At 63.7% G+C, this 25,932-nt stretch carries 26 protein-coding genes and 3 pseudogenes; 10 read left to right on the top strand and 19 right to left on the bottom strand.

What is annotated here, in order from left to right:
* Positions 1-9: 9 nt before the first annotated feature.
* Together CCX87_RS10505 and CCX87_RS10500 are read left to right on the top strand one after the other, a co-directional pair.
* Positions 10-1,134 (top strand): sulfate/molybdate ABC transporter ATP-binding protein, encoded by a 1,125-nt coding sequence (locus CCX87_RS10505; protein ID WP_087746112.1) that lies wholly within the window; start codon positions 10-12, stop codon positions 1,132-1,134.
* A 146-nt stretch (positions 1,135-1,280) separates the two neighbouring features.
* The gene (locus CCX87_RS10500) at positions 1,281-1,811 is read left to right on the top strand and encodes a disulfide bond formation protein B (protein ID WP_087746110.1); all 531 of its coding nucleotides are present in this window, start codon (positions 1,281-1,283) and stop codon (positions 1,809-1,811) included.
* 160 nt (positions 1,812-1,971) lie between these two features.
* Here the strand turns inward: CCX87_RS10500 and CCX87_RS20820 are convergent, their stop codons facing one another.
* From CCX87_RS20820 to argA, 4 genes are all read right to left on the bottom strand, one after another.
* Complete coding sequence (locus tag CCX87_RS20820) at positions 1,972-2,226, bottom strand: hypothetical protein (protein WP_143218354.1); 255 nt, start codon at positions 2,224-2,226, stop codon at positions 1,972-1,974.
* Between the two features lie 115 nt (positions 2,227-2,341).
* Complete coding sequence (locus tag CCX87_RS10495) at positions 2,342-3,028, bottom strand: glutathione S-transferase (RefSeq protein WP_087746108.1); 687 nt, start codon at positions 3,026-3,028, stop codon at positions 2,342-2,344.
* Positions 3,025-4,026: an oxygen-dependent tRNA uridine(34) hydroxylase TrhO gene (trhO, locus tag CCX87_RS10490; RefSeq protein ID WP_087746105.1), complete on the bottom strand. Its 1,002-nt coding sequence runs from the start codon at positions 4,024-4,026 to the stop codon at positions 3,025-3,027. Before trhO ends, CCX87_RS10495 begins: the two co-directional genes overlap by 4 nt.
* Positions 4,027-4,103: 77 nt before the next feature.
* A complete protein-coding gene (gene argA / locus CCX87_RS10485; RefSeq protein ID WP_087746103.1) occupies positions 4,104-5,450 on the bottom strand; it encodes an amino-acid N-acetyltransferase in 1,347 nt (448 codons plus the stop codon).
* Between the two features lie 158 nt (positions 5,451-5,608).
* On the opposite strand from argA, the gene hrpA reads away from it, so the two are divergent.
* Together hrpA and CCX87_RS10475 are read left to right on the top strand one after the other, a co-directional pair.
* Positions 5,609-9,586: an ATP-dependent RNA helicase HrpA gene (gene hrpA / locus CCX87_RS10480; protein WP_232476572.1), complete on the top strand. Its 3,978-nt coding sequence runs from the start codon at positions 5,609-5,611 to the stop codon at positions 9,584-9,586.
* 563 nt (positions 9,587-10,149) lie between these two features.
* Entirely contained in the window at positions 10,150-11,847 is a 1,698-nt protein-coding gene (locus CCX87_RS10475) for a long-chain fatty acid--CoA ligase (protein ID WP_087746099.1), read from the top strand.
* A 76-nt stretch (positions 11,848-11,923) separates the two neighbouring features.
* On the opposite strand, the gene CCX87_RS10470 is transcribed toward CCX87_RS10475, so the two are convergent.
* Positions 11,924-12,298, bottom strand: coding sequence for a PilZ domain-containing protein (locus CCX87_RS10470; RefSeq protein ID WP_087746097.1), 375 nt, complete (start codon positions 12,296-12,298; stop codon positions 11,924-11,926).
* A gap of 259 nt (positions 12,299-12,557) precedes the next feature.
* Between CCX87_RS10470 and CCX87_RS10465 the strand changes: the two genes are divergently transcribed.
* The 3 genes from CCX87_RS10465 (at position 12,558) to CCX87_RS10455 (ending at position 14,452) form a co-directional block, all read left to right on the top strand.
* On the top strand, positions 12,558-13,034 hold the full coding sequence (locus tag CCX87_RS10465; RefSeq protein ID WP_087746095.1) for a hypothetical protein: 477 nt from the start codon (positions 12,558-12,560) through the stop codon (positions 13,032-13,034).
* A gap of 71 nt (positions 13,035-13,105) precedes the next feature.
* Entirely contained in the window at positions 13,106-13,894 is a 789-nt protein-coding gene (locus tag CCX87_RS10460; protein ID WP_087746093.1) for a 2OG-Fe dioxygenase family protein, read from the top strand.
* Between the two features lie 120 nt (positions 13,895-14,014).
* Positions 14,015-14,452, top strand: coding sequence for a universal stress protein (locus tag CCX87_RS10455; protein WP_087746092.1), 438 nt, complete (start codon positions 14,015-14,017; stop codon positions 14,450-14,452).
* A 42-nt stretch (positions 14,453-14,494) separates the two neighbouring features.
* On the opposite strand, the gene CCX87_RS10450 is transcribed toward CCX87_RS10455, so the two are convergent.
* From CCX87_RS10450 to CCX87_RS10425, 6 genes are all read right to left on the bottom strand, one after another.
* On the bottom strand, positions 14,495-15,481 hold the full coding sequence (locus tag CCX87_RS10450) for a tripartite tricarboxylate transporter substrate binding protein (RefSeq protein WP_087746090.1): 987 nt from the start codon (positions 15,479-15,481) through the stop codon (positions 14,495-14,497).
* A 65-nt stretch (positions 15,482-15,546) separates the two neighbouring features.
* Positions 15,547-16,731: a beta-ketothiolase BktB gene (bktB, locus tag CCX87_RS10445; RefSeq protein WP_087746089.1), complete on the bottom strand. Its 1,185-nt coding sequence runs from the start codon at positions 16,729-16,731 to the stop codon at positions 15,547-15,549.
* A gap of 92 nt (positions 16,732-16,823) precedes the next feature.
* A complete protein-coding gene (locus tag CCX87_RS10440; RefSeq protein WP_087746087.1) occupies positions 16,824-17,585 on the bottom strand; it encodes an SDR family NAD(P)-dependent oxidoreductase in 762 nt (253 codons plus the stop codon).
* A 127-nt stretch (positions 17,586-17,712) separates the two neighbouring features.
* Positions 17,713-18,375 carry an RluA family pseudouridine synthase gene (locus CCX87_RS10435; RefSeq protein WP_087746086.1) on the bottom strand — a complete coding sequence of 221 codons (663 nt, stop codon included), beginning with the start codon at positions 18,373-18,375 and terminating at the stop codon, positions 17,713-17,715.
* Positions 18,362-20,539 (bottom strand): PAS domain-containing hybrid sensor histidine kinase/response regulator, encoded by a 2,178-nt coding sequence (locus CCX87_RS10430; protein ID WP_087746084.1) that lies wholly within the window; start codon positions 20,537-20,539, stop codon positions 18,362-18,364. The genes CCX87_RS10435 and CCX87_RS10430 overlap by 14 nt, the downstream gene beginning before the upstream one ends.
* A gap of 115 nt (positions 20,540-20,654) precedes the next feature.
* A complete protein-coding gene (locus CCX87_RS10425; RefSeq protein ID WP_087746082.1) occupies positions 20,655-21,056 on the bottom strand; it encodes an FKBP-type peptidyl-prolyl cis-trans isomerase in 402 nt (133 codons plus the stop codon).
* Between the two features lie 209 nt (positions 21,057-21,265).
* On the opposite strand from CCX87_RS10425, the pseudogene CCX87_RS10420 reads away from it, so the two are divergent.
* Positions 21,266-21,526: pseudogene (locus CCX87_RS10420) on the top strand (transposase); the annotation flags it as partial.
* On the opposite strand, the gene CCX87_RS10415 reads toward CCX87_RS10420, so the two are convergent.
* From CCX87_RS10415 to CCX87_RS10395, 7 genes and pseudogenes are all read right to left on the bottom strand, one after another.
* Positions 21,499-21,810, bottom strand: coding sequence for a hypothetical protein (locus tag CCX87_RS10415; protein WP_087746079.1), 312 nt, complete (start codon positions 21,808-21,810; stop codon positions 21,499-21,501). The pseudogene CCX87_RS10420 and the gene CCX87_RS10415 sit on opposite strands and share 28 nt — an antisense overlap.
* A gap of 465 nt (positions 21,811-22,275) precedes the next feature.
* Positions 22,276-22,554 (bottom strand): hypothetical protein, encoded by a 279-nt coding sequence (locus CCX87_RS20815; RefSeq protein ID WP_143218353.1) that lies wholly within the window; start codon positions 22,552-22,554, stop codon positions 22,276-22,278.
* 12 nt (positions 22,555-22,566) lie between these two features.
* Positions 22,567-22,755, bottom strand: a pseudogene (locus tag CCX87_RS21645) (DUF1010 domain-containing protein); the annotation flags it as partial.
* Positions 22,756-22,885: 130 nt separating this feature from the next.
* Positions 22,886-23,185, bottom strand: coding sequence for a DUF1010 domain-containing protein (locus tag CCX87_RS10405; protein WP_157667121.1), 300 nt, complete (start codon positions 23,183-23,185; stop codon positions 22,886-22,888).
* 38 nt (positions 23,186-23,223) lie between these two features.
* A pseudogene (locus tag CCX87_RS21640) lies at positions 23,224-23,436 on the bottom strand (DUF1010 domain-containing protein); the annotation flags it as partial.
* A 46-nt stretch (positions 23,437-23,482) separates the two neighbouring features.
* Positions 23,483-23,731 (bottom strand): DUF1010 domain-containing protein, encoded by a 249-nt coding sequence (locus CCX87_RS21635; RefSeq protein WP_157667120.1) that lies wholly within the window; start codon positions 23,729-23,731, stop codon positions 23,483-23,485.
* Between the two features lie 22 nt (positions 23,732-23,753).
* Positions 23,754-24,053 carry a DUF1010 domain-containing protein gene (locus CCX87_RS10395; protein WP_087748288.1) on the bottom strand — a complete coding sequence of 100 codons (300 nt, stop codon included), beginning with the start codon at positions 24,051-24,053 and terminating at the stop codon, positions 23,754-23,756.
* A gap of 59 nt (positions 24,054-24,112) precedes the next feature.
* On the opposite strand from CCX87_RS10395, the gene CCX87_RS21500 reads away from it, so the two are divergent.
* Positions 24,113-24,247 (top strand): hypothetical protein, encoded by a 135-nt coding sequence (locus CCX87_RS21500; protein ID WP_255378697.1) that lies wholly within the window; start codon positions 24,113-24,115, stop codon positions 24,245-24,247.
* 21 nt (positions 24,248-24,268) lie between these two features.
* On the opposite strand, the gene CCX87_RS10390 is transcribed toward CCX87_RS21500, so the two are convergent.
* Positions 24,269-24,718 (bottom strand): GNAT family N-acetyltransferase, encoded by a 450-nt coding sequence (locus CCX87_RS10390; RefSeq protein ID WP_198314701.1) that lies wholly within the window; start codon positions 24,716-24,718, stop codon positions 24,269-24,271.
* 139 nt (positions 24,719-24,857) lie between these two features.
* Here CCX87_RS10390 and CCX87_RS10385 point away from each other — a divergent pair, with 139 nt between their 5' ends.
* The gene (locus CCX87_RS10385) at positions 24,858-25,892 is read left to right on the top strand and encodes an integron integrase (RefSeq protein WP_087746073.1); all 1,035 of its coding nucleotides are present in this window, start codon (positions 24,858-24,860) and stop codon (positions 25,890-25,892) included.
* Positions 25,893-25,932 lie beyond the last annotated feature (40 nt).

The following is a 25,932-nucleotide window of genomic DNA, read 5'->3' as shown; positions in this document are numbered from 1 at the left end:
GAGAAGAACATGAGCATTGAAATCCGTAACGTCAGCAAGCAGTTTGGCGACTTCCAGGCGCTGCGCGATGTGAGCCTCGACATCGCATCGGGCGAACTCATCGCGCTGCTCGGCCCCTCGGGCTGCGGCAAGACCACGCTCTTGCGCATCATCGCCGGGCTGGAGACGGCCGATGTGGGCAGCATCCATTTCAGCGGCGAAGACACCACCGACGTGCATGTGCGCGAGCGCAACGTGGGCTTTGTGTTCCAGCACTACGCGCTGTTCCGCCACATGACGGTGTTTGAGAACGTGGCCTTCGGCCTGCGCGTGAAGCCGCGCGGCCAGCGCCCCAGCGAAGCCCAGATCAAGCAGAAGGTGACCGACCTGCTCAAGCTGGTGCAGCTCGATTGGCTGGCCGAGCGCTACCCCTCGCAGCTCTCGGGCGGCCAGCGCCAGCGCATCGCCCTGGCCCGCGCCCTGGCCGTGGAGCCCAAGGTGCTGCTGCTCGATGAGCCTTTTGGTGCGCTGGACGCCAAGGTGCGCAAAGAGTTGCGCCGCTGGCTGCGCCGCTTGCACGACGAGCTGCATGTGACCAGCATCTTCGTGACCCACGACCAGGAAGAAGCACTGGAGGTGGCCGACCGCGTGGTGGTCATCAACCAGGGCCGCATCGAGCAAAGCGGCTCGCCCCAGCAAGTGTGGGACAACCCGGCCAGCCCGTTTGTCTATGGTTTTCTGGGCGATGTGAACCTGTTCCACGGCCGCGCGCACGAAGGGCTGGTGCACCTCGAAGGCATCGAGCTCGATTCACCCGAGCACCAGCAGGCGCAAAACGCCAAGGCCTTTGCCTATGTGCGCCCGCACGATCTGGATGTGGAGCGCTATGCGCCCGGCGCTGGGCTCGACGCTGAAGGCCGCCCACGCGGCATCGTCGCGCAGCTGAGTCGCGCCATCGTGGTGGGCCCGATTGCGCGGCTGGAACTTATTCCATCCGACGACCACAAACCAGCGGACAATGCGTCCCCGGACCACTTGATCGAAGCGCAGATTCCGGCGCAGCAGTTCAAGGAGATGGGTTTCAAAGAGGGTGAAATGCTGGTGGTGACACCGCGCCGCGCCCGCGTTTTTCTGGATCACGCCGCCGGGATTTGATTCCCCCTGAGCCGCTGAGCGTCTTCCCCCTAAAGGGGGACGCACCCGGTGGTCTGGCGGAGCTAGATCCACGGGTGCACTGGCATCGGCCGGTGCCGGTTGCGTAGGCAGTGCCCTGCAATTGCTATTGGATGAGGGAATAAGAAATGAATTGGTTGACTGCGGCCCCGCGCCGCGTGCTGGCACTGATCAGCGTGGCCAGCGTGGCCATGCTGGCTTTTGGCATGTATTTGCAGCATGTGGTGGGCCTGGAGCCTTGCCCCATGTGCATCGTGCAGCGCTACGCTCTCATTGCTGTAGCACTCTTCGCAGGACTGGCAAGCGCTAGAGGCCAAAAAGGCTGGTGGATGACCTGGGGTGTGCTGGCCGTGGTCGCGGCCGGTTTTGGCGCCTTCGTGGCGGCCCGCCAGAGCTGGCTGCAGTGGTATCCGCCCGAAATCGCCACCTGCGGCCGCGATTTTTACGGAATGATCGAAAACTACCCCATCAGCCGTTCCATCCCCATGATCTTTCGCGGCTCGGGCGATTGCACGGCGATCGACTGGACCTTCCTGGGTGGCTCGATTGCCAACTGGTCGTTTGTTTGTTTTGTGGGGTTTGCGGTCGTGCTGTTGGTGCTGCTGGTGCGGGCTCTCAAGGGGGGCAGCCGCAAAGGCTCGGGGTATTCGATGGCCTGATGCCGTTGGCTCGTCACGGATCTTGCAAAAGGCGCTCTTCTGAGCGCCTTTTTTTTCGAGCTGGTTGTGATTTCTGGATGCTGCTGCAAGTGGGGGCGTGACCGCGATGCGGGTGACATGTTCAGCTGAACCGGGCTCAACGCAGACATTTGCAAAGAACCTAGTTTTTGTGGTCTTTCAGCACCCGGAGACCAAACCAGGCTACGCAAGCTCCGATGGTGGCCCAGATAAGGTGAACGAGGAGGTTTCCGCCCAACATGCCGAATGCCGTAATCAGAATTTTGTCAATTCCTATTTGCACAACCGAGTTGGTGGGCGGCGGCGCCGCTAATGTCACGGCCGTCCAAACGCTAAAAAGAAAAACACCGGCTCCAACGACGCAGAAGAACCAACCTACCATCTTGCTTTCACGCATTTCGCCTCTCCTGTTTTTTATACGACGGGCACCTTCTTGCCGATAAGGAACGCCCCGCCCTGACGTCGGCTGGTTCTGCATTAAAGCGACAGACCTCGGTCGTGGAGCGCAAGTTTTAGGCGTTGCCGCTTCGCGCCAAAGTCCCCTCAGCGTGCGGAAACATCACCCCTTCCGTGCCATCCACCCATGCCGACAGCTTGTGCATCACGCTCTCGAACAGCCGGCTCGCCTGCCACTGCGCCAGCCACGCACTCAGATGCGGCCAGGGCTGGGCAGCCCACCAAGTGGCGTCGATGCCAGCAAACTGACGCACAAAAGGGGCGATGGCCATGTCCGCGAGGGCAGCGTGACCGCCAAACAGAAAGAGGTGCGGGGTGAGTCGCGCCTCCAGCCCCTGCAGCCATTCCACGGCCTGCGTGCGGGCCAGGGCGGTGTCGGCATCGTGATAGCGGCTCGGGTATTTGTTGCGGTCCAGCGCGTGTTTGAAGGGGCCGTCGCATTCTTCAATCAACGCCAGCATGCCAGCCAATGCGCCGTGGCTCGGGGCGAGCCAGCGGTCGGGGTCTTGTCTTTCCAGCGCCCACAGCATGATGCTCAGGCTCTGCTCCAGCACCTGCCCATCCGGCAGCACCAGTACGGGCACCGTGCCTTTGGGTGATGCCAACAGCAGGCCCTGGGGCTTGCTGCGCAGCACCACCTCGCGCAACTCGCAGGCCTGGCCGCTGGCGGCTAGCGCCAGCCGCGCCCGCATCGCATAGGGGCAGCGGCGAAAGGAATAGAGAACGGGCAGGGCGGCGCTCATGTGGATTCGTCCTCGTTGCCACCCTTTTCGTCGCCAGCGATAGCCCGCGCCGGGTGGCCCGGTTGCCGCGCGCCGATGTGCTCTTCCCCGCGCTGGACGGCCAGTTGCATCTGCCGCTCGCGCTCGGCCAGCGCACGTTCCTGCTCGGGTGTGCGGGTGCCGTGGCAGTAGGGGCAGCTCACGCCGGGCACGTAGTGCGGCGACCGCAGCTCCGGCTCGCCCAGCGGCATGCGGCAGGAGCGGCACAGCTGGTGATGGCCGGGCGCGAGGCCGTGGCCCACGGACACGCGCTCGTCGAACACGAAGCAGTCGCCATGCCAGCGGCTGGCTTCTTCGGGCACGGTTTCCAGGTATTTGAGGATGCCGCCTTCGAGGTGGAAAACCTCCTCGAACCCCTGCGACTTGAGGAAGGCAGTGGACTTTTCACAGCGGATGCCCCCCGTGCAGAACATCGCCACGCGCGGCTTGCCATCCAGCATGCCACCGGGCTGAGCCTCGCGCGCCACCCAGGCCGGAAACTCGGCGAAGCGCTTCGTGTGCGGGTTGATGGCGCGCTCGAACGTGCCGATGCCCACCTCGTAGTCGTTGCGCGTATCCACCACCACCACGTCCGGGTCGTCGATGAGGGCGTTCCAGTCCTCGGGCTTTACATAGGTGCCCGCGTTGCGCGCGGGGTTCAGGCCGGGCACGCCCAGCGTCACGATCTCGCGCTTGAGCCGCACCCGCATGCGATAGAACGGCATGCGCTCGGTTGGTGCTTCCTTGTGCTGCAGGGCGGCAAAGCGGGCATCGCTGCGCAGCCAGCCCAGCACCGCGTGGACCGCGGCAGGTTCACCCGCGATGGTGCCGTTGATGCCTTCGGGCGCCAGCAGCAGCATGCCGCGCACGCCGTTTTCGTCGCACAGGGCCTGCAGCGGCGCGCGCAGCGTGGCGCAGTCGGGCAGGTCAACAAACTGGTACAGGGCAACAGTGAGAAAGCGGGCGGTGACTGAGGGCACGAAATGGGCGCTTTGGCAGTGAAAGAGGGCTGATGCGGATGTGCTGGCCTGTGTCTGCAGTCAGCGCGTTGGTACTCTCAAAGCTTCTTCACCAGCACCTGGCTGCGCCGGTCCCAGTTGTACTTGCGTTTGCGCGCATCGGGCAGCCAGTCGGGGTCCACCACCACGAAGCCGCGCTTGATGAACCAGTGCATGGTGCGCGTGGTCAGCACGAAAATGCTGTCCAGTCCCATGGCGCGGGCGCGTTGCTCGATGCGTTTGAGCAGTTTTTCGCCATCGCCCGTGCCCTGGCTTTGCGGCGACACCGTGACGGCGGCCATCTCGGCGGTGCGGGCCTCGGGGTAGGGGTAAAGGGCAGCGCAGCCAAAGATCACGCCGTCGTGCTCGATGACGGTGTAGCTTTCGATGTCGCGCTCGATCTCGGTGCGGTCGCGCTTGACCAGCGTGCCGTCTTTTTCGAACGGCTCGATCAGCTGCAGGATGCCGCCCACGTCGTCAATCGTGGCCTCGCGCAGCTCTTCGAGCTTTTCGTCGATCACCATGGTGCCGATGCCGTCGTGCACATACACCTCCAGCAGCAACGATCCGTCGAGTGCGAACGGAATGATGTGGCTGCGCTCCACGCCGGCCTTGCAGGCCTTTACGCAGTGTTGCAAATAAAAACCCGTGTCGGTGGGTTGCTGCGCGGTGGGTAGCTGGGCCAGCAGGGCCTGCGCGGCGGCCAGCGGCAGCTCGGTGTCGATGGGGTTGTCTTCGCTCTCGGGCTCGCCGGGCTGCATGCGGATGCCGCTCACCTCGGTCATGAAAATCAGCTTGTCGGCGCGCAGCTCAATCGCCACGCTGGTGGCCACTTCTTCCATGGCCAGGTTGAAGGCCTCGCCGGTGGGCGAGAAACCAAACGGCGACAGCAACACCAGCGCGCCCATGTCCAGCGTGCGCTGGATGCCCGCCACGTCCACCTTGCGCACCACGCCCGAATGCTGAAAGTCCACGCCGTCCACAATGCCCACGGGCCGCGCCGTTAAAAAGTTGCCCGAGATCACCCGCACCGTGGCGCCCGCCATGGGGGTGTTGGGCAGGCCCTGGCTGAACGCGGCCTCGATCTCGTAGCGCAGCTGGCCGGCGGCCTCCTGGGCGCAGTCGAGCGCCACCGAGTCGGTGATGCGGATGCCGTGCGAATATTTCTCGGCGTGGCCCTTGGCGGCCAGCTGCTCGTTCACCTGCGGGCGAAAGCCATGCACCAGCACGATGCGCACGCCCATGGCCTGGATCAGGGCCAGATCCTGCGCAATGCTGTGCAGCTTGCCGGCCGCGATGCCTTCGCCGGTCAGCCCGATCACAAAGGTCTGGTTGCGAAATTTGTGGATATAGGGCGCCACCGAGCGGAACCAGGGGACGAAGGTGAAGTTGAAAACGGCAGACATGTGCAGGCGGGGCGGTCGGGATGGGTGGAAAACAGCAAGGGCTGGGATAATTCGCGATTCTCTACGAAGTTTCTGCCTTGACCGCGTCCACCGCTTCCTCTCCCCTGCACATCGAGTTTCCGGAATCCCTGCCCGTCTCTGCCCGGCGCGACGAGATCATGGAGGCCATGCGCCAGCACCAGGTCATCATCGTGTGCGGCGAAACCGGCTCGGGCAAGACCACGCAGCTGCCCAAGATTGCGCTGGCGCTGGGCCGTGGCAAGTGCAATGCGCCGGCAGGGCAAAAGGGCCAGCTTATCGGCCACACCCAGCCGCGCCGCATTGCGGCCAGCAGCGTGGCCAAGCGCATTGCCGAAGAACTGAAAACCACACTGGGCGACGTGGTGGGCTTCAAGGTGCGGTTTCAGGACCGCATCTCGCGCGATGCTTCGGTCAAGCTCATGACCGACGGCATCTTGCTGGCCGAGACGCAGACCGACCCGCTGCTGCGCGCCTACGACACCATCATCATCGACGAGGCGCACGAGCGCAGCCTGAACATCGACTTTTTGCTGGGCTACATCCGCCAGATCCTGCCGCGCCGGCCTGACCTGAAGGTGGTCGTCACCTCGGCCACCATCGATGCCGACCGTTTCGCCAAACACTTTGAAAGTTCCAAGGGGCCGGCGCCCGTCATCATGGTGTCGGGTCGTACCTTCCCGGTGGAGCAGCGCTACCGTCCGTTTGAAGAAAGCCGCGACTACGGCCTGAACGAGGCCATTGCCGATGGCGTGGACGAACTCTGGCAGGGCAACGCGGCTGGGGATATCTTGGTGTTTCTGCCCGGCGAGCGCGAGATCCGCGAGGCCGCCGACCACCTGCGCAAGCACCTGTCGCACCAGCCCGTGATGCGCAATGCCGAGGTGCTGCCGCTGTTTGCGCGCCTGTCGCAGGCCGAGCAGGACCGGATTTTTGACGGCCACACGGGCCGGCGTATCGTGCTGGCTACCAACGTGGCCGAGACTTCGCTCACCGTTCCTGGTGTCAGATACGTCATTGACGCAGGCACAGCGCGCGTCAAGCGCTATAGTTTTAGAAGCAAAGTGGAGCAGCTGCTGGTCGAGCCCGTCAGCCAGGCGGCGGCCAACCAGCGCGCGGGCCGCTGCGGCCGGGTGGCCAACGGCATCTGCATCCGCCTGTACGACGAGGCGGACTTCAACAGCCGCCCGCGCTTTACCGACCCGGAAATCCTGCGCTCGTCCTTGGCCGGCGTCATCCTGCGCATGAAGTCGCTGCACCTGGGCGATGTGGTGCAGTTCCCGTTCATCGAGGCGCCCTCGGGTCGCGCGATTGCCGACGGCTACCAGTTGCTGGCCGAGCTGGGCGCGGTGGACGACGCCAACGAGCTGACCCCCATGGGCACGGAGCTGTCGCGCTTGCCGCTCGACCCCCGCGTGGGCCGCATGATCATCGAGGCGCGCGACCGCAAGGCGCTCGATGAAGTGCTGGTGATTGCCAGCGCATTGAGCGTGCAGGACGTGCGCGACCGCCCCATGGAGGCGCAGCAGCAGGCCGACCAGGCGCACGCCAAGTTCGACGACGACAAGAGCGAGTTCAGCGGGTATCTGAAGCTGTGGAAGTGGATCAACGAAGCCCGGGGCGGCGCGCCCAGCCTGCCATCGGCCCGCGCGCAAAAGGCCATGGCCGCCCACAAGGCGCCATCGCAGGCCTTTTTGCCCGTGGCCCAGCGCACGGTGGCTGCCGTGCAACCCGCGCCAGCGGCCGCCGCGCCCACGTCCATGCCCGCGCCCACCCACAAGCTCAGCAACCGGCAGTACGAGCAGTTGCTGCGGCAAAACTTCATCAGCATCCGCCGCCTGCGCGAGTGGCGCGACATCCACACCCAGTTGCTCACGGTGGTGACCGAGCACAAGTGGAACATCAACACCCAGCCCGCCAGCTACGAGCAGCTGCACCTGTCCATGCTGGCTGGCCTGCTGGGCAACGTGGGTTGCAAGAGTGACGAGGAAGACTGGTACCTGGGCGCGCGCGGCATCAAGTTCTACAAGCACCCCGGCGCGCACCTGAACAAGAAGCCCGGCCGGTGGATCATCGCGTCGGAACTGGTAGAGACCACGCGCCTGTTTGGCCGGGGCATCGCCGCCATCGAGCCGCAATGGCTGGAGCAGATGGGCGGGCATCTTTTAAAGAAGCAGCTGCTGGACCCGCATTGGGAGAAAAAATCTGCCGAGGTGGTGGCGCTGGAGCGTGCCACGCTCTACGGCATCGTGGTTTACAACAACCGCCGCGTGAACTTTGGCAAGGTAGACCCGCACGCCGCGCGCGAGGTCTTCATCCGCGAAGCGCTGGTGGGCGGCAACTGGGAGACCAAACTGCCGTTTCTGGCCGCCAACCAGAAGCTCATTGCCAAGGTCGAAGAGCTGGAACACAAGTCCCGCAGGCAAGACGTGCTGGTGGATGACGAGCTGATCTACGCCTTTTACGACCAGCAGTTGCCGCCCGAGGTGTGCAGCGGCCACAGCTTTGAGGCGTGGTACCGCGAAGAGAGCCGCAAGAACCCCGACCTGCTCCGGCTCACCCGCGAAGAGCTGATGCGCCACGAGGCTGCGGGCATCACCACCAACGCGTTTCCCAAAACCGTGCGCCTGGGTGGCGTGGACTGCGCCGCCAGCTACCTGCACGAACCCGGCGACGCGCGCGACGGCATCACCGTGACCATTCCGCTGTTCGTGCTCAACCAGGTGAGCGACGAGCGCTGCGAATGGCTGGTGCCCGGCATGCTCAAGGACAAGATCCAGGCGCTGCTCAAAAGCCTGCACCAGCGCCCGCGCAGCCGCTTTGTGCCGCTGCCCGAATCGGCCACACGGCTGGCTGCTCTGCTCGGCGCACCCGAGCGTTTTGGCACCGGCAGCCTGACCGATGTGCTGCTCAAGCAGGTGCGCGACGAAACTTCGCTGGACGTGAAGCGCGCGGACTTCAAGCTCGACATGCTCAGCCCGCATCTGTTCATGAACTTCCGCGTGGTGGACGAGCACGGCCGCCAACTGGGCCACGGCCGCAACCTGGGCGCGCTCAAGGCCGAGTGGGGTGCCAAGGCGCGTGGTGCGTTCCAGGCGCTGGCGGGGCTCAAGCTCGGCGGTGCGGCGGCAGAAGGTGGGAAATCCGGGTCCAATGTGCCTGCAGCGCTTGATGGTAATGCGCAAGCAGCTATCAAATCAGGACTTAAAGGTGGCGCTCAGCCTGCCCAGCCCGCCAAACCAGCCAGCACCACGCCATCGGCCCCCGCAGGCCAGCGCTACACCACCTGGACGTTTGGCGAGTTGCCCGAACTCATGGAAATCAGGAAGGCCGGCCAGACGCTGATCGGCTTCCCGGCGCTCATCGACGGGGGCGACGCCGTGACCATCGAGGTTTTCGACGAGCCCGAGGTGGCCGCCGCCAAGCACCGCGCGGGCCTGCGCCGATTGTTTGCGCTGCAGATCAAGGACGCGCTCAAGTACCTTGAAAAGAACATCCCCGATCTGCAAAAGATGGCCGTGGCCTTCATGCCCCTGGGGACGCAGGAGGAGCTGCGCACCCAGATCATCGACGTGGCACTCGACCGCGCCTTTTTGCTGGACCCATTGCCCACCGACGAATTCGCCTTCAAGCGCCGCGTGGAAGAGGGCCGGGGCCGCCTCACGCTGATCGCCAACGAGGTGGCCCGCCTGGCTGCCACCATCCTCACCGAATACGCGGCAGCCGCCCGCAAGATCAAAGACGCCAAGAACGCGCCCGATGCGACAGCGGACGCCCTGCAGCAGCTACAACGCCTGGTGCCCAAGAACTTCATCGCCGCAGCCCCCTGGGCGCAACTGGCCCACTACGCCCGCTACCTCAAAGCCATCACCCTGCGGCTGGACAAATACCGCGCCGACCCCGCCCGCGACGCCGCCAAGCTGGCCGAATTGCGCCCGCAAGAGCAGCGCTACTGGCGCCTGGTGGCCGAGCGCAAGGGCGCGGTGGACGCGCGCATGCAAGAGCTGCGCTGGCTACTGGAAGAACTGCGCGTGAGCTTCTTCGCGCAAGAGCTGCGCACGCCGCAGCCGGTGAGCGTGAAGCGGCTGGACAAGCTGTGGGCGCAGATTCAGAGCTGATGCTTGGGCTGGCTTAGCCCTTGCCGAAGTGCACCTTATGGGAAGCGGCCGGTGGGTCGGTCGGCCGTTTTCAGCCGCTTTCAGTCGTGTTTTGCTGCTTTGGGCCAGTTGGAATACGAAATGGACGAAGCAGCCAGTAGGCCCAGCCGGTGCTCGTTTTTGCGATACGCACTGCAGCCTGTTGACTGGCGTGAGCTGACAGGCAGCTGATTCAGAATGCGACTCAAGGACACAACGATCCAGTGCAGTGATTTCATGCGGCACGCCTTGGTTGAAAACGGTATATACAGTTTATGCCGCTAATGTGACCCTTTGTTTACCAAAAAACCCTTGTTCGTCACAAAAAGTGAACCTGCGCCAAGGCAGGCGCGGCGGTGTTGCTGGCTCGTTGGCTGTGTTGGTGGCATCGCTCGCTTTGCGCAAGACTTGCAGCGGTGCCCATTGGCGGGGGCGGTGAGAGCCGCGATGCAACGGTCACTTTGGTGACGCTCGCGCGGGCCATCCCCATTGCCCGACCAATGCATGGCCCCTAGGCTTGAGGTCAAAAGGAGATCTGCACATCCATGCGCCCCCACTACAAGTTCTGGCCCCGCCGGCTGCCCCATTCCATTACCTTGCCCGCCACCTCGTTGTGGGACAACCTGGCCATCAGCGCGCGCCGCTATCCCGACAAGGCGGCGCTGGTGTTCTTTGGCCGAGCGCTGAGCTACCGTGCGCTGGCCGATGGCGCCGAGCGCCTGGCCGCGCGGCTGGCGCAGCTGGGCGTGCAGCGCGGCAACCGCGTGGTGCTGTGCATGCAGAACTGCCCGCAGCTGGTGATGGCGCACTTTGCCATCCTGCGCGCGAATGCGGTGGTGGTGCCAGTCAACCCCATGAACCGGGCCGAAGAGCTCAAGCACTACATCACCGACCCCGACACCAAGGTCGCCATCACCACCGCCGACCTGGCCCCCGAGCTGGCTCAGGCCAGCAGCGCACTGCCGCCGGACGAGCGCCTGGCGCACCTGGTGGTGACGCAGTTCACCGATGCGTTCGATGCGGATGTCGCAGGCCCCGATGCACCGCCCGACGCCTGGCGCGAGTGGCTGTGCACCCGCCATGCCTTGCCTGCCCTTGAAGGTGGTCAGGCGCACGCCTGGGCCGATGCGCTGGCCTGCACCGCCGCGCCGCCCGCGCTGGCGGTGGGCCTTGGCGATCTGGCGCTGTTGCCCTACACCAGCGGCACCACCGGCCTGCCCAAGGGCTGTATGCACCTGCACCAAAGCATCATGCACAACGCGGTGGCCAGCACCTTGTGGGGCAACGGAACGGCCGACAACGTGACGCTGGCCGTGGTGCCCATGTTTCACATCACGGGCATGGTGAGCGTGATGCACGCATCCATCCACATGGGCGCCACGCTGCTGGTAATGCCCCGGTGGGACCGCGACCTGGCCGGGCGCCTGATTTCGCGCTGGCAGGTGACCAACTGGACCAACATCCCCACCATGGTCATCGACCTGCTGGCCAGTCCGAATTTCGCGCAGTACGACCTCTCCAGCCTGGTTTATATCGGCGGCGGCGGCGCGGCCATGCCGCAGGCGGTGGCGCAGCGCCTGCTGGACTGCTATGGCTTGCGCTATACCGAAGGGTATGGCCTGACCGAAACGGCGGCGCCGTCGCACACCAACCCGCCCGACAACCCCAAGCAGCAGTGCCTGGGCATTCCCTTCATGGGCACGGATGCCCGCGTGATCGACCCCGAAACCCTGCAGGAAATGCCCGTGGGCGAGCAGGGCGAGATCATCATCCACGGCCCCGAGGTGTTCGAGGGCTACTGGAAGCGGCCCGATGCCACGGCTGCGGCCTTCATCGAGTTCGAGGGCAAGCGCTTCTTCCGCTCGGGGGATCTGGGCCGCATGGATGAGGACGGCTACTTCTTTTTGACCGACCGGCTCAAGCGCATGATCAATGCCAGCGGCTTCAAGGTGTGGCCGGCCGAGGTGGAGGCTCTAATGTTCCGCCACCCCGCTGTTCAGGAGGCCTGCATCATCGCCGCCAAGGACAGCTACCGGGGCGAGACCGTGAAGGCCGTGGTGGTGCTGCGCCCCACGCACCAGGACACCACCGAGCAGCAGATCATCGACTGGTGCCGCGAGAACATGGCGGTGTACAAGGCGCCGCGCATGGTGCAGCTGGTGAACGCGTTACCCAAAAGCGGCAGTGGCAAGGTGATGTGGCGGCTGCTGCAGGAAAAAGAGGCGCCAGAAACAACTCGCTGAAGCAGCCGATCTCAAGGGCTGATCGTTGGTTTTCAGCCGGTGCAGCGTTCAACTGCACGCCGCCCTGGCTTGCACCTCAGTGCGCCGATGCCGCGTGCATCAGCTCGGCCAGATCGCGCTCGAGCAGTGCGGGGTCGCCCAGTTGCAGCTCGATCAGGCGGCGCAGGTGGGTCACGCTGTCCAGTTCAATGCCCCGGCACAGCAGCCCCGTGTGCAAGCCCTCCACATGGGCCACTTCGGTGGACATGGCAATGTGGTTGCCGGTTTCGGCGAGTGCCAGTGTCAGTTGGCACCGCATTCCGGTGCGAAGCTGTACGTGGGCGGGGACGGTAATGAGTGCGCCCTTGAGCGAAAGGTCCAGCACATGCACGCTGAACGTATCGGTGGCGGTTGCGAGCAGGGCCGGTGCATCAAAACTGACGCGGATGAAGTGGCGGCGTTCATAGGGCATCGCGGTCTCCTGGCCTGGCGGGGATGGCCCCATGCTACTGCAGCCCATGCCGCAAGCCCATCGTTGCAGGATGTGCAATCTGTTGAATGCTACCAAAAACATAGCTGTAGGCGCTTGTAGATAAAGCGCAGCAGCCATTTTTCATCAGTATCATTGCGTTGTTGTTCACCATTTGCTTACATCTTTTGCGCAGCATCTGACGATCAGCACCGCCGATCTTGTTACAACTGGGCTGTCTTTTAATCCACCAGGATCTACCATGAATCTCACTTTTCGTCACCTGATGTCCGGGGCTGCCACGGCGTTGCTGCTGGTTGCCGCTGCGGGCGCCCAGGCCCAAACCTATTTCAACTCCACCGTGGGCGGGCAGCTGGCGCCCGGCGTGTATGGGCGTATCGACATTGGCAATGCGCCGCCGCCCCTGATTTATGCCGAGCCCATGATCATCCAGCGGCCTGCCGTGATGGTGCCGCGCTCCCCGATTTACCTGTATGTGCCGCCGGGGCATGCCAAGAACTGGGGCAAGCACTGCGCCCGCTACAACGCCTGCGGACAGCCGGTGTACTTTGTGAAAGAGCCGGTTCGTGGCCAAAATTACGGTGGCCGTCCTGGCAACGACCGTAGGGATGACCGTCGCTGGGACGATGGTCATCGTGGCGCCGGCAAGCATGACCGGGGCGACCGCCACGACGGGCGGGGTGAAGGCCGTGGCAAGGGCCACGGGCAGCGCGACTGATCTGCCCGTCACCCGTGAGCGCCGGGGCCTGCGGGCCCGGCCTCGCCGCATCGGCGGTTAAGCTCTGAGGAATGGCTGAAGTCACTTTTTCTCCTCCTTTCACCCGTCCCGATGGGGTGGCCGAGCAGTTGCGCAACACCGGCTACGCCGTGCTGTCGCCGCCCGATGTGGCTGCGTGGTCTGGTTGCTCCTTGGCAGACCTGCAGGCGCTGGCCGCCGACTGGGCCGCGTTGCCCCCCGACGATTTCCTGAAAGACGGTGGCCGCTACCGCCGCCGTCGCCATGCCTGCTTTGAAGTGGTGCACGGTGACGTGGTGCAGGTGCCGCACCGGGCGCACTGGCAGCCGCTGGAATACAACGCGCTGCATGGCGGCATGGAGCGCTGGTTTGCTCCCATGGCGCCCGAAACGGTGGCGCAGCCCGTGTGGACGCAGCTGCTGGCGGCGCTGGCGGCCTTGTCCGACGCGGTGTTTGCCGGCCCCGATGCGCCCGTGCGCTGGTTTGTGGAGGCGCACCAGTTTCGCATCGACACCACCGATGGCATTGGCCGCCCCACGCCCGAGGGCGCGCACCGCGACGGTGTGGACCTGGTGGCGGTTTTTCTGGTGGCCCGCGACGGGGTGAAGGGCGGCGAAACGCGCGTGTTTGAAGCCACGGGCCCGGCGGGCCAGCGTTTTACCCTGAGCGCGCCCTGGTCGCTGATGCTGCTGGACGACGCTCGCATGATCCACGAGACCACGCCCATCCAGCCCGCGCTGCCAGGCGGTTACCGCGACACGCTGGTGGTGACCTGCCGACGCGGGAGCTTTCAGGGCGCGGATGTGGTGGCCCAGCCCCGAACGCAGGCCGCGTTGCCATAACGCCATGGCGCCACGACACCTTGATTTGATGCGAATCAAGACGCACAGTGTGGTGGGCCGCCACACTGGAGCCCTGTTTCCAGGCCATCGCCTGGCCCCATCAACTTGAGGAGAAGCACCATGTTCAAACACATTCTGGTTCCTGTGGACGGCTCCAACACTTCCATGCTCGCGGTGTCCAAGGCTGCGGCCCTGGCCAAGACCTTTGGCAGCGCCGTGACGGCGCTGTATGTGATCGATCCGTATCCCTTCACGGGCGTGGGGGCTGATTTCGCCTATGGCCAGGCGCAATACTTGAGCGCTGCCACGGCAGAGGCCAACAGCGCTCTCGATGCCACCAAGAAAGCCATGGCCGAGGCCGGCATCCAAGTCACTACGGTGGTGGGCGAAGGCCACGCGGTGCACGACGGTATCCTGCGCGCACAGCAAAGCACGGGCGCCGACCTCATCGTGATGGGCTCGCATGGCCGCCGGGGCCTGGAAAAACTGATGCTGGGCAGCGTCACCCAGCGGGTGCTGGGCGTGGTGCATATCCCGGTGCTGGTCGTAAGAGACTGAGCCTGCCAGGCCACCGGGTGCGTCCCCCTCGGGGGAGGGGGGCTACTCAATCTTTGCGCCTGAGGCTTCCACGATGCCCTTCCATTTGGTGTAGTCGGTCTTGAGCAGGGTGCCGAACTGCGCCGCCGACATGGCTTCGGGCTCGGCGCCCTGGGACTGGATGGCGGCTTTCATGTCGGCCATGGCCAGCAGCTTGTTGATTTCAGCGTTGAGGGTGCTGACCACGCTGGCGGGCGTGCCGGCGGGGGCGAAAACGCCATACCAGGTGCTCACGTCAAAGCCCTTGAACCCCGATTCGGCCACGGTGGGCACATCGGGCAGCGAGGAGCTGCGCTTGGCCGAGGTGACCGCCAGCGGGCGCAGCTTGCCCGATTTGATCTGGCCCATGGCCGAGGGCAGTGACGACACCAGCAGGTCCACATTGCCCGCCAGCGCGTCGATCAGCGCGGGGTTCGAGCCCTTGTAGGGAATGTGGCTCAGCTTGATGCCTGCGGCTTTTTCAAACAGGTCGCCCGCCAGGTGGATGGACGTGCCGTTGCCGGGCGAGCCATAGGTGATGGTGCCGGGCGCAGCCTTGGCAGCGGCCACCACATCGGCCAGGGTCTTGAACTTGCTGTTGGCGCTGGTGGCAATGATCACCGGCGTCCAGGCCACATGGGCCACGGCGGTCAGGTCCTTGGTGGGGTCCCAGGGCAGGTTCTTGTAGAGCCAGGGGCCGATCACCAGGTTGTCCTTCTGGCCCATCACGAGGTCGTAGCCCGTGGGCGCGGCCTTTACCGCCTCGCCGATGCCGATGGTGCCGCCGGCACCCGCCTTGTTGTCGGCCACCACGGTCCATTTGGTGCTTTCGGTGAGCTTGGTGGCCACCAGGCGCGAGAGGATGTCGGTGCCGCCACCGGGCGGGAAGGGCACGATCAGGCGGATGGGCTTGTTGGGGTAGGCGGCCGCCGGTGCGGGCGCCTGGGCATGGGCCGTGGTGGCTCCCAGGGCGAGGGCGAGGGCGGTGAAGGAAAGCAGCGTGCGAATCATCAAAAAAAGTCTCCGTCAGATAAAAGCAGCCGGGGCGGCCCTGGGCCGCCCGCGGTGGGCAAGGGTCAGATGCGCTCAAAAATGGCGGCAATACCCTGGCCGCCGCCAATGCACATGGTCACCAGTGCGTAGCGGCCCTGGATGCGCTGCAGCTCATGGATGGCCTTCACGGTGATGAGCGCCCCCGTGGCGCCAATCGGGTGGCCCAGCGAAATCCCCGAGCCGTTGGGGTTGACCTTGGCCGGGTCCAGCCCCAGGTCGCGCGTGACGGCGCAGGCCTGGGCGGCAAAGGCCTCGTTGGCCTCGATCACATCGAGGTCGTTCACCGTGAGGCCGGCTCTTTTGAGCGCCAGTTGCGTGGCGGGCACGGGGCCGATGCCCATGTATTTGGGGTCCACACCCGCGTGTGCATAGGCCACCAGGCGCGCCAGGGGCTTGGCGCCACGGGCCTTGGCGGCACCGGCTTCCATCAGCACCACGGCAGCGGCGGCGTCGTTGATGCCCGAGGCATTGCCGGCGGTGACGGTGCCGTTTTCCTTGAGGAACGCGGGGCGCAGCTTGGCCAGGTCTTCCATCGTGGCGCCGGGGCGGAAGTGCTCGTCGGTGGCGTACTGCACGTCGCCCTTGCGGCTCTTCAGGGTGACCGGCACGATCTGGTCCTTGAAGACACCGCTTTGCGTGGCGCGCTCGGCACGGTTGTGGCTTTCCACGGCCAGCTTGTCCTGGTCTTCGCGGGTGATGCCCCACTTGGCGGCGATGTTCTCGGCCGTTACGCCCATGTGGATGTTGTGGAAGGGATCGTGCAGTGCGCCAATCATCATGTCCACCATCTTGGTGTCGCCCATGCGGGCGCCCCAGCGCATGTTCAGGCTGGCAAACGGCACGCGGCTCATGTTTTCGGCGCCACCGCCAATGGCCACATCGGTGTCGCCCAGCAAGATGGACTGGCTGGCGTTCACGATGGCCTGCAGGCCCGAGCCACACAGGCGGTTGACGTTGAAGGCGGGCGTGCCTTCGCCGCACCCGCCGTTGATGGCGGCCACGCGCGACAGGTACATGTCCTTGGGCTCGGTGTTGACCACATGGCCGAACACCACATGGCCCACATCCTTGCCTTCCACGTTGGCACGGGCAAGGGATTCGCGCACCACGAGCGCGCCCAGTTCAGTGGGCGGCACATCTTTCAGGCTGCCACCAAAGGTGCCGATGGCGGTGCGCACTGCGCTGACGACGACGACTTCACGGGTCATGGGAATGTCCTTTCAGAGTGATTTCAGATCAAATGTGCCGCCAGTGCTTATGTATAAAGCGCCTGCAGCTATTAAAAACGAAGCGTGCCGACTCAGGCATCGCGCACGTCGGCCACCGGGTGGGTGCCGAAGTCTGCGCGCTCCAGCCAGGCCAGCACGCGGGTAGCGGCGTCGGCAGGCGATGTGAGCTGGCCACCCGTCTTGAGGTTGGCAAAATTGGGTGCATCCGGGAACGCGGCGGGGTCGGTGCCGCGCAGTTGCTGCTGCATGTCGGTGTCGATGACGCCCGGCGCCAGCGAGCACACCTTGGCGCCCTGGGGCTTGAGGGCTTCGTCCAGTGCCACGCAGCGCGTGAAATGGTCCATGCCCGCCTTGGCGGCGCAGTAGGCTGCTTGCGAGGCGATGGCACGGCGGCCCAGGCCCGATGAAATGTTGAGCACCTTGCGCGGCACGGCCCAGCCCTCGGTGGCGCCCAGGAAGGCGGCCGTGAGCAGCATGGGCGCCTCCAGCCCCACGCGCAGGGCGTTGGCAAGGTCGGCTGGGGCGCTGGCCGACAGCGGCGCGATGCGCGGGATGACACCGGCGTTGTTGATCAGCGTGGCGCTGGCAAAGGCAGCGGGGCCCTGGGCCGTGAGCCAGTCGCGCAGCGCGCGCGCGGCCTGCTCGCCTTGGGACAGGTCTTGCTCCCATTGCTCCAGCGTGGCACCGGCCTGGCTTGCCGCCTGGGCGAGCTCGGCATTGCGGTGGCGTGAGATGCAGACCAGTGTGTGGCCGGGGCGCAGCAACTGGTGCGCCATGGCCAGGCCCATGCCGCGCGATGCGCCGGTGAGGAGGGTGAGGTGGTTCAAAGGCATCCTGCCATGGTACTGCGGGAAGCCTACAGCCTGCTGTCGCCGGGCGGCTGGGGTTAGTGAAAAACCCGGTAACTATCAAAATAATAGCTGTTTGCGCAATGCAGGCAGGCGCTACAGGCCGATTTGGCTAAAACTCGGCGGCCCATTCCAGGGTGAGCAGCGCACCCGTCACCGGGTGCGTGAAAGCCAGGTGGCTGGCATGCAGCATCAGGCGCGGGGCCTGTGCCTGCGTGATGGCGTCGGCATAGAGCATGTCGCCCAATATGGCGTGGCCGATGGCCGCCAGGTGCACGCGCAGCTGGTGGGTGCGGCCTGTCACGGGCTCCAGCTCGATCCGCGTGGTTTGGGCGGCCGCGTCATGCGCGAGCGCGCGCCAGCGTGTCAGGCTGGGCTTGCCCAGGGTGTGGTCGATCACGCGCAGTGGGCGGCGTGCCCAGTCGGCTGCGATGGGCAGGTCGATGTCATGCCACGCGCTGTCGTCGCTGCCGAGTTGCCCCTGCACCACGGCCTGGTAGCGCTTGTGCACCTGGCGCTCGGCAAATGCGTGGCCCAGGCGCCGCTGTGCGTCCGGATGGCGGGCCATCAGCACCAGCCCCGATGTGGCCTGGTCGAGCCGGTGCACGACCAGCGCACCCGGCCAGCGCTGCTGGGCGCGGGCGCTCAGGCAATCCTGCTTGTCGGGGCCCCGGCCGGGCACGCACAGCAGCCCCGGCGGTTTGTGCAGCACGAGCAGGTCGGCATCGACATGGGCCGCCTGCACGCCGGTGTCCGCAACTTCAGGCGGGTTCATTGCCGCTCACGAGCCGCTGCACCGTGGCGCACAGTTCTTCCACGTCGTTGGGTTTGTGGATGAGGGCGCTGGCACCCTCGGCCATGGCGGCCTGCTCGATTTCTGTCGTGACGTAGCCGGACGCCAGTGCCACGGGCAGGTCGGGGCGGATGCGGCGGGCCTCGCGCACCAGGTCCACGCCGCAAAAGCCGGGCATGTTGTAGTCGGTCACCACCAGGTCATAGTGCAGCGGGTCGGCGCGCAGGGCGGCGGTGGCCTCGTGGGGGTCGGTGAACCCGCTGACCTGGTAGCCGCGGCGGCGCAGCAGGCGCTGCACCAGAAACACCAGTGCCTCGTCGTCATCCACATACATGACATGGTGGCTGCGTTGTGCGGCCGGGTGTGCGGCAGGCGGGGTTGTTGCATGTGCTGGGGGCGAGGGCGGGGCAGCGGCTGCATTTTCGTGGCCGATGGCTACCGGGAAATACAGCGTGAACCGGCTGCCATGGCCCGGTGCGCTGTGCACATCCACAGCGCCCTCGTGGGTGCGCATCACGCCATGCACCACCGCCAGGCCCAGACCCGTGCCTTGGCCCACGGGCTTGGTGGTGAAAAAGGGTTCAAAAATGCGTTCGAGCGTGGCGGCATCCATGCCCGGGCCGGTGTCGCGCACCGACAGCGCCACATAGTCCCTGGGCGCCAGGCCCAGGCGCTCGCACTGGCGCTGGTCGGGCCGCATCCGGGCGGCCTCGACATGGATGCTGCCGCGCTCGGTGCCCATGGCATGGATGGCGTTGGTGCACAGGTTCAGCAGGGCCTGCTCGACCTGGGTGGCATCGGCCAGCAGGGCCGGCAGGCCCGATGGCAGGTGCATGTGCAGATCAATGCCGGGCGGCAGGGTGACGCGCAGCAGTCGCTCGGTGTCGTGCACCACTTCGGCCAGGTTCACGGGGGTGCGCTGGGGCGGTTCGTTGCGGCTGAAGGTGAGGATCTGGCGCACCAGATCACGGGCGCGCCGCCCGGCTTTGTCGATCTCGTGCAGGCTCTCCAGCACGGGAGAGTCCGCTGGGCAGTCGGCCTTGGCCAGTTCGACGTTGCCCAGAATGGCGCCCAGGATGTTGTTGAAATCGTGGGCAATGCCGCCCGCCATGGTGCCCACCGCCTGCATTTTTTGCGATTCGCGCAGCTGCGCTTCGAGCTCGTTTCTGTGCGCCTCGGCCTTCTTGCGGCCGGTCAGGTCACGGGCGAAGACGGTGGTGGTCTCGCCCTCGGCATGGCGCTCGAATGACACGCTCACTTCCACCGCCAGCTCCTTGCCGCCGGCGGTGAGCGCCGTCATTTCGCCCAGCTGCGCCTGCGTGGCGAGCTGCGCGAACGCCAGCGCCTGCGCCGCGTCGGGCAAAAAGCGTTGCAGCGGGCTGCCCAGTGCGTCGCTGGCGCTGCACTGGAAAAGCGCGGCCGCCGTGGGGTTGAACACCGTGATGCGCTGGTGCTGGTCCACGCAGACGATGGCATCCAGCGCCGAATTGATGATGGCCTCCAGCCGCCTTTCGCTGGCGTGCAGTTGCTCGTTGCCCTGCTGCAGGGCCTGGCGCTCGGCCAGCAGCGGGCCCTGGTCGATCACGGCGCACAGAAACTGGAGCAGCGGCGCCGCGCCATCCTGCGCCATCTCGATGCAGGCGATGTGCAGGTCGCCGGTGATGCGGGCTGTGTCGCCGATCAGGAAGACCACTTCGGTCACTTCGCTGTGGCCCTGCGTGCGCGCCGCGCTGAAAGCATCGTGTACGCGCTGGCTGTCGCCCTCGCTCACAAAAGGCATCAGCGCCGTCAGCGGGCGGTCCTGCTCGGTGGGCTGAAAGGAGCGGTGCGCCATCGAGTTGGCCTGCTCCACCACGTCGTATTCGTCCACCACCATGAGGGCCAGCGGCACGCTGGCAAACAAGGCCTCGAAGCGCTCCGATGCACTTTCGGCCGCGGCCTGGCTGTATTGCAAAACCTTGTTCTGTGCTTCCAGCTCGGCCTGGTAGCTGCGCAGCTCGGAGATCAGCTCGGCGAGGGGCCCCTCGGGGCGCAGGGGCGAGCGGCGCTCGGGCTGGGGGGTAGGCGAGGAGGGCCCAGGCACTTCTTGCCCCGGGTCGCGGGACGCCTGGGCTTGGTGCAGAAAGGACAGGTCTGGAAGGCTCATGGGCGGCGGTCGGAGGGCGCCGGCAAGTGCCGCACCCCCTGCGCAGCAAGGCCGTTGCCTGAGCGCTGGAGTGTACGCCCGCGCAGGCCCGCCGCAACCCGCGCGTTGCCAATGCTCAGCGGCGCACCGAGACCAGCTCCACCTCGAAATTCAGCGTGGCGTTGGGCGGAATCACACCACCCGCGCCACGCTCGCCATAGGCAATGCCAGGTGGGCAGGTCAGCTTGGCCTTGCCGCCGGGCTTCATGCGCTGCACGCCCTCGGTCCAGCAGGGGATCACGCGGTTCAGCGGAAACTCGGTGGGCTCGCCGCGCTTGTAAGAGTTGTCGAACTCCTTGCCATCGAGCAAGGTGCCTTTGTAATGGACCTTGACGGTATCGGTGGCCTTGGGCGACTCGCCTGTGCCTTCCTTGATCGATTCAAACACAAGACCGCTGGCGGTGTTGACCGGCTTGGCTTGCGCCAGGGCGGCGGGGGCAATGATCAGCGAAGTGAGCAGGGCGAAAAGAACGCGCATGAAGAAAGCTCCAAAAAAACAAAGGCCGATGGTAGGGCCTTGGGGTGGGGTCAGGGATGCAAGCGATGCGGGTTGCAGCGCTGCCAGCCTACAGACGGTCCGCACGGTCTGCATCTTTCTTTGCCGAGGCGGCGAACCACACTGAAGGGAACCTCTAAAAACCCCATCCCCTCGACCGACACCGCCCCAGCCAACGCGACAATCACCCGATGAGCAAGCCCCAAGTCCGCAGCGCCATCAAGTTCGACCTCTTTGCCGACGCAGCGCGCAAGCACAAGATCGAAACGCTGGGCGATCCACTGCAGGTCATTGCCCGGCACATTGACTTTGCCCACCTGACGCAGGTCATCGATGAACTGCTGCCCAGGGGTGACGCGGCCAAGGGCGGGCGCCCGCCATACCCCACCGAGGTGATGGTGCGCATTCTGATCCTGAAGCATCTCTACAACCTCAGCGACGAGCAGATGGAGTAGCCGAGAACAACAGGGCCGAAGAAAATAGTGCTCACGATTAACGCAATGATGATAGAGCCAATGGTTTGCTCGGTACCCATGCACCCACAAACCGGCGCATAGAGTTGGCTTGCAAGGGAGCAGAAGACAGAGAGTGGATAGAAAACTCTAGGCAGACGAACCTGACGCAGCAAACAAACCAGCCACAAGCCTGCGAGTACGAAGAACGGCATGGCAGCGGTGATGAAAAAATCAAGCGGACTTTCGTTCCACCTTCCAACTACGATGTCGAACGCGCTCATGTGCTTGCGGCCTAACGAATAGATAAGCCGCCCGCCGAAGGCGGGTCGGCTTGAGCGCGATGTTAGGAACGGCTTTTGAAGATTGCTATTAATCCTATTATTATCGCAACGAATGGCCAAATAATTAGAGAAAAGATGAAGCCAATGAATCCCCCAAAGATAAGAAATTCAAAAATAAAATTTAGCCCACACCCATTGCAACCTGCGCCTTCATCGCAATGACAGCCTGGTATTGCAAGAGTGATTAGTCCGGAAATAAGGGAAGAAGCGAGGCACGTTAGGGTAATGGAAATCCATGCCTTCTTGAGCTTCTTGGCTAACCCCGCTTCCTCTCCTGACTCTGGGAATTGGTTAATTACTTTCATGACCTAACGTTTGAGCTAAGCGGCGGCCGTAAGGCCGTCCGGTTGGGCCGCTTGCGGACCAACAAACTTGAGCGATTTGTTAGGCACTATGACACCGCCGTCAGCGGTTATATGCCCAAAAAATTGGCCCGAGAAAGATTGCAATTTGCCCAACTAAAAACAGGGCTTTGTTTGTAACACTAGTCGCAGATCGCCGACCGCCAAGCCAGTAGTGGTTCAACACAAGAACTATCGGCATACCAAGGATAAGAACCCAACGCAGTTCAGCAAGGTATTCGTCACTGGACAACAAACGACCAACTGTTGCCTCCGCAAATACGCCGAGAAACAAACTTATGGCAATCAATACACACGTTACAAAAAGCGAATACTTTGGCATATCTAGTTGTGCCTAACGGCCAAGGTAAGCGGCTGGCTGAAAGCCAGTCCGCTTGAGCGCAGAGTTAGACCCGAAGGCCAAAAGGGGGCGCCCAGCCTTGAAGACGTGCGCGGCCCATGAAAAAGCGCTGGGCCACGGAAGCGGCGCAGCGCTGCAAGAATGATAGCTGGTGGCGCTTACTGCACAAGCGCTGGAGGCCAAAAAGGCTTGAAACTTGCGCAGTGCAGACAGGCGAAGCCCGGCGCAGCGCCAAAACCCCAAAGGAGAAACCTTTGAGATTGGCGAAGCGCTGGAATAAATGCTGGCCTGCATAAAGCGGAATATGAAGGGACTAACGGCCAAGGTAAGCGGCTGGCTGAAAGCCAGTCCGCTTGAGCGCAGAGTTAGACCCGAAGGCCAAAAGGGGGCGCCCAGCCTTGAAGACGTGCGCGGCCCATGAAAAAGCGCTGGGCCAAGGAAGCGACGCAGTGCTGCAAAAATAATAGCTGGTAGCGCTTGCTGCACAAGCGCTGGAGGCCAAAAAGACTTGAAACCTGCGCAGAGAATGCAGGCGAAGCCCGGCGCAGCGCCAAAACCCCAAAGGCGAAACCTCTGGTAAAGGCGAACCGTTGGAATAAATGCTGGCCTGCATAAAGCGGAATATGAAGGGACTAACGAAAGAAAGTAAGCCGCCCGCCGAAGGCGGGTCGGCTTGACTGCACAGTTAGACCCAGAAGCCAAAACGGGAAGCACCAACTTGACGACGGGCGCAAATCGCGAAAAAGCAGTGTGCCACGGAGGCGGCGCAATGCTGGCAAAAAAGCTGAAAACTGGCGCAGCACCAAAAGGCGCAGCCCGGCGAGAAACCCAAAACCCAACGAATAAACGCTTGAGAAAATAAATGCCGGTGAATTGACCATTGGCCTAAATAATGCAGGTTTTTCGCAGGCTAACGAACGAAAGTAAGCCGCCCGCCGAAGGCGGGTCGGCTTGACTGCCCGGTTAGCCACAGACTCCAAAACTGGAAGCCCAGCTTGACGACGCGCGCGAACCGTGAAAAAGCAGTGCGCCACCGAGGCGACGCACTGCTGGCAAAAAAAGCTGAAAACTGGCGCAGCGCCAAAAGGCGAAGCCCGGCGAGAAACCCCAAACCCAGCGGATAAACACTTGGGAAGATAAATGCCGGTGAATAAAGCATGGTGCAGATTATTTCGGGCAGGCTAACGGCCAAGGTAAGCGGCTGGCTGAAAGCCAGTCCGCTTGAGCGCAGAGTTAGACCCGAAGGCCAAAAGGGGGCGCCCAGCCTTGAAGACGTGCGCGGCCCATGAAAAAGCGCTGGGCCACGGACGCGGCGCAGCGCTGCAAGAATGATAGCTAGCAGCGCTTGCTACACAAGCGCCAGAGGCCCAAAAGGCCTGAAACCGACCAAGCGAACGCAGGCGAAGCCCGGCAAAGCGCCAAAAACCCAAAGGAGAAACCTTGGATAAAGGCGAAGCGCTGGAATGAATGTAGGCCTGCATAAAGAGGAATATGAGAGGACTAACGCCCAAGGTAAGCGGCGCCGGAAGGAGCGCAGCGAGTGGAGGGCACCAACAAAGCCCATGAAAATGGCGAAGCCATGGGCTTTGTTGGCGTCCGCTTGACCGTAATGTTAGGCATCTGGTGTTTGTTTTTAATGTTGCACTTCAAGCGTGAAACCGAGACAGGCAATTGAGTCGTTGATTTGCTCATGGCTTTAGGGGATCGTTCGCCGAAGCGGGACCATGGTGGACTCGGAGAAACCGTGCTTCGCATAAAAGCGCTGTGCTGATGTGTTCTCACGATCCGTGAGAAGTGTGATTCGTTTTACTCCACTCAAGCGCGCAAAGTCAATTGCGTAATTGAGGAGATGTGATCCGACGCCTGAGCCACGAGCGCCGGGTGATACCACCATGTCTTCGAGAAGTGCGACACGTTCACCAAGTGCCGTAGAAATGGTGAATAGCAAGTTGACCATTGCTAAAACGGTCCGGCCTTCCCGCGCAACCAAGATGGCGCCCAGATCCGGGTTGCCAATGATGGTTGATAAACCCTTGCATTGAGCTGCCGTGTCTGGCTTGAACTCAACCTCTTGAGTAAACAGTACATCCAGCAACTCGCTGAGCGCTGGGACATCTGATGCGGATGCACGTTCGAATATTGGCACGGTGCTTCTTCTTGTGGGCCTAACTAGAATTAGACGACAGCCATCGTAAGCAAGTTGGTCTGCCAAAACAAGATGTATCCATTGGTACATAGGGATAGTACCCAGGTGATGCCGTTTAGGCAAACCTAAAATTTTCCGGATGACATCGTCTTCCGATCGTGCTGCACCCACCGCGTCTGCCGGTCCGGGCGGCGCCCCAGCGCCCAAACTTTTGGATCGTTTGCGTGACCATCTGCGCACGCGCCATTACAGCATTCGCACCGAAACGGCTTATGTCGATTGGGCGCGGCGCTTTATTCTGTTTCACGGAAAGCGCCACCCGCAAGAGATGGGTGCGGCGGAGGTAGAAGCATTTTTGACACATTTGGCGGTGCAGCGCCAGGTGTCTGCATCGACCCAGAACCAGGCCAAGGCGGCGATTCTGTATTTGTACAAGCAGGTGCTGGGTGTGGATTTGCCCTGGCTGGAAGATGTGGTGCAGGCCAAAACGCCCAGACGCCTGCCGGTGGTGTTGACGGCCACCGAGGTGCGCACTTTGCTGTTACACATGCAGGGCATCACCGGGCTGATTGCGCAGTTGCTGTATGGCACGGGTATGCGCTTGCTGGAGGCGCTGCGCCTGCGCGTCAAGGATGTGGAGTTTGCCCGGCGCGAGATTGTGATTCGCGAAGGCAAAGGGAATAAAGACCGCATCACCGTGTTGCCCGAAAACCTGATCGGTCCTTTGCAGCAGCAATTGCAGAAGGCGCGGGCGTTGCACGAAAAGGACGTGGAGGCGGGTTTTGGCCGTGTGCATTTGCCGCATGCGCTGGCGGTGAAGTACGCCCATGCGGACCGCAGCTGGGCTTGGCAATGGGTCTTTCCGTCGCCGGTGCGCTCCGTTGATCCGCGCCCCGACGCAGTGACGGGCGCTTTGCTGGAGCGGCGCCACCATGTGTACCCCGAGTCGGTGCAGCGCGCAGTGCGCGAGGCGGCCCAGCTGGCGCAGATCGACAAGCCGGTGAGTCCGCATGTGCTGCGCCATTCATTCGCTACGCATTTGTTGCAAGCGGGCTACGACATTCGCACGGTGCAAGAGCTGCTGGGCCATGCCGATGTGAGCACCACCATGATTTACACCCATGTGCTCAACAAGGGTGGGCGCGGTGTGCTCAGCCCGCTCGATGCGCTGTAAAGCACAAAGGCCCGTCACCGGGCCTTTGTTTTCATGGGGC

This window comes from Acidovorax sp. T1 (assembly GCF_002176815.1).
Taxonomy (GTDB): domain Bacteria; phylum Pseudomonadota; class Gammaproteobacteria; order Burkholderiales; family Burkholderiaceae_C; genus Acidovorax.
This window is presented reverse-complemented; position numbering and strand designations above follow the sequence as displayed.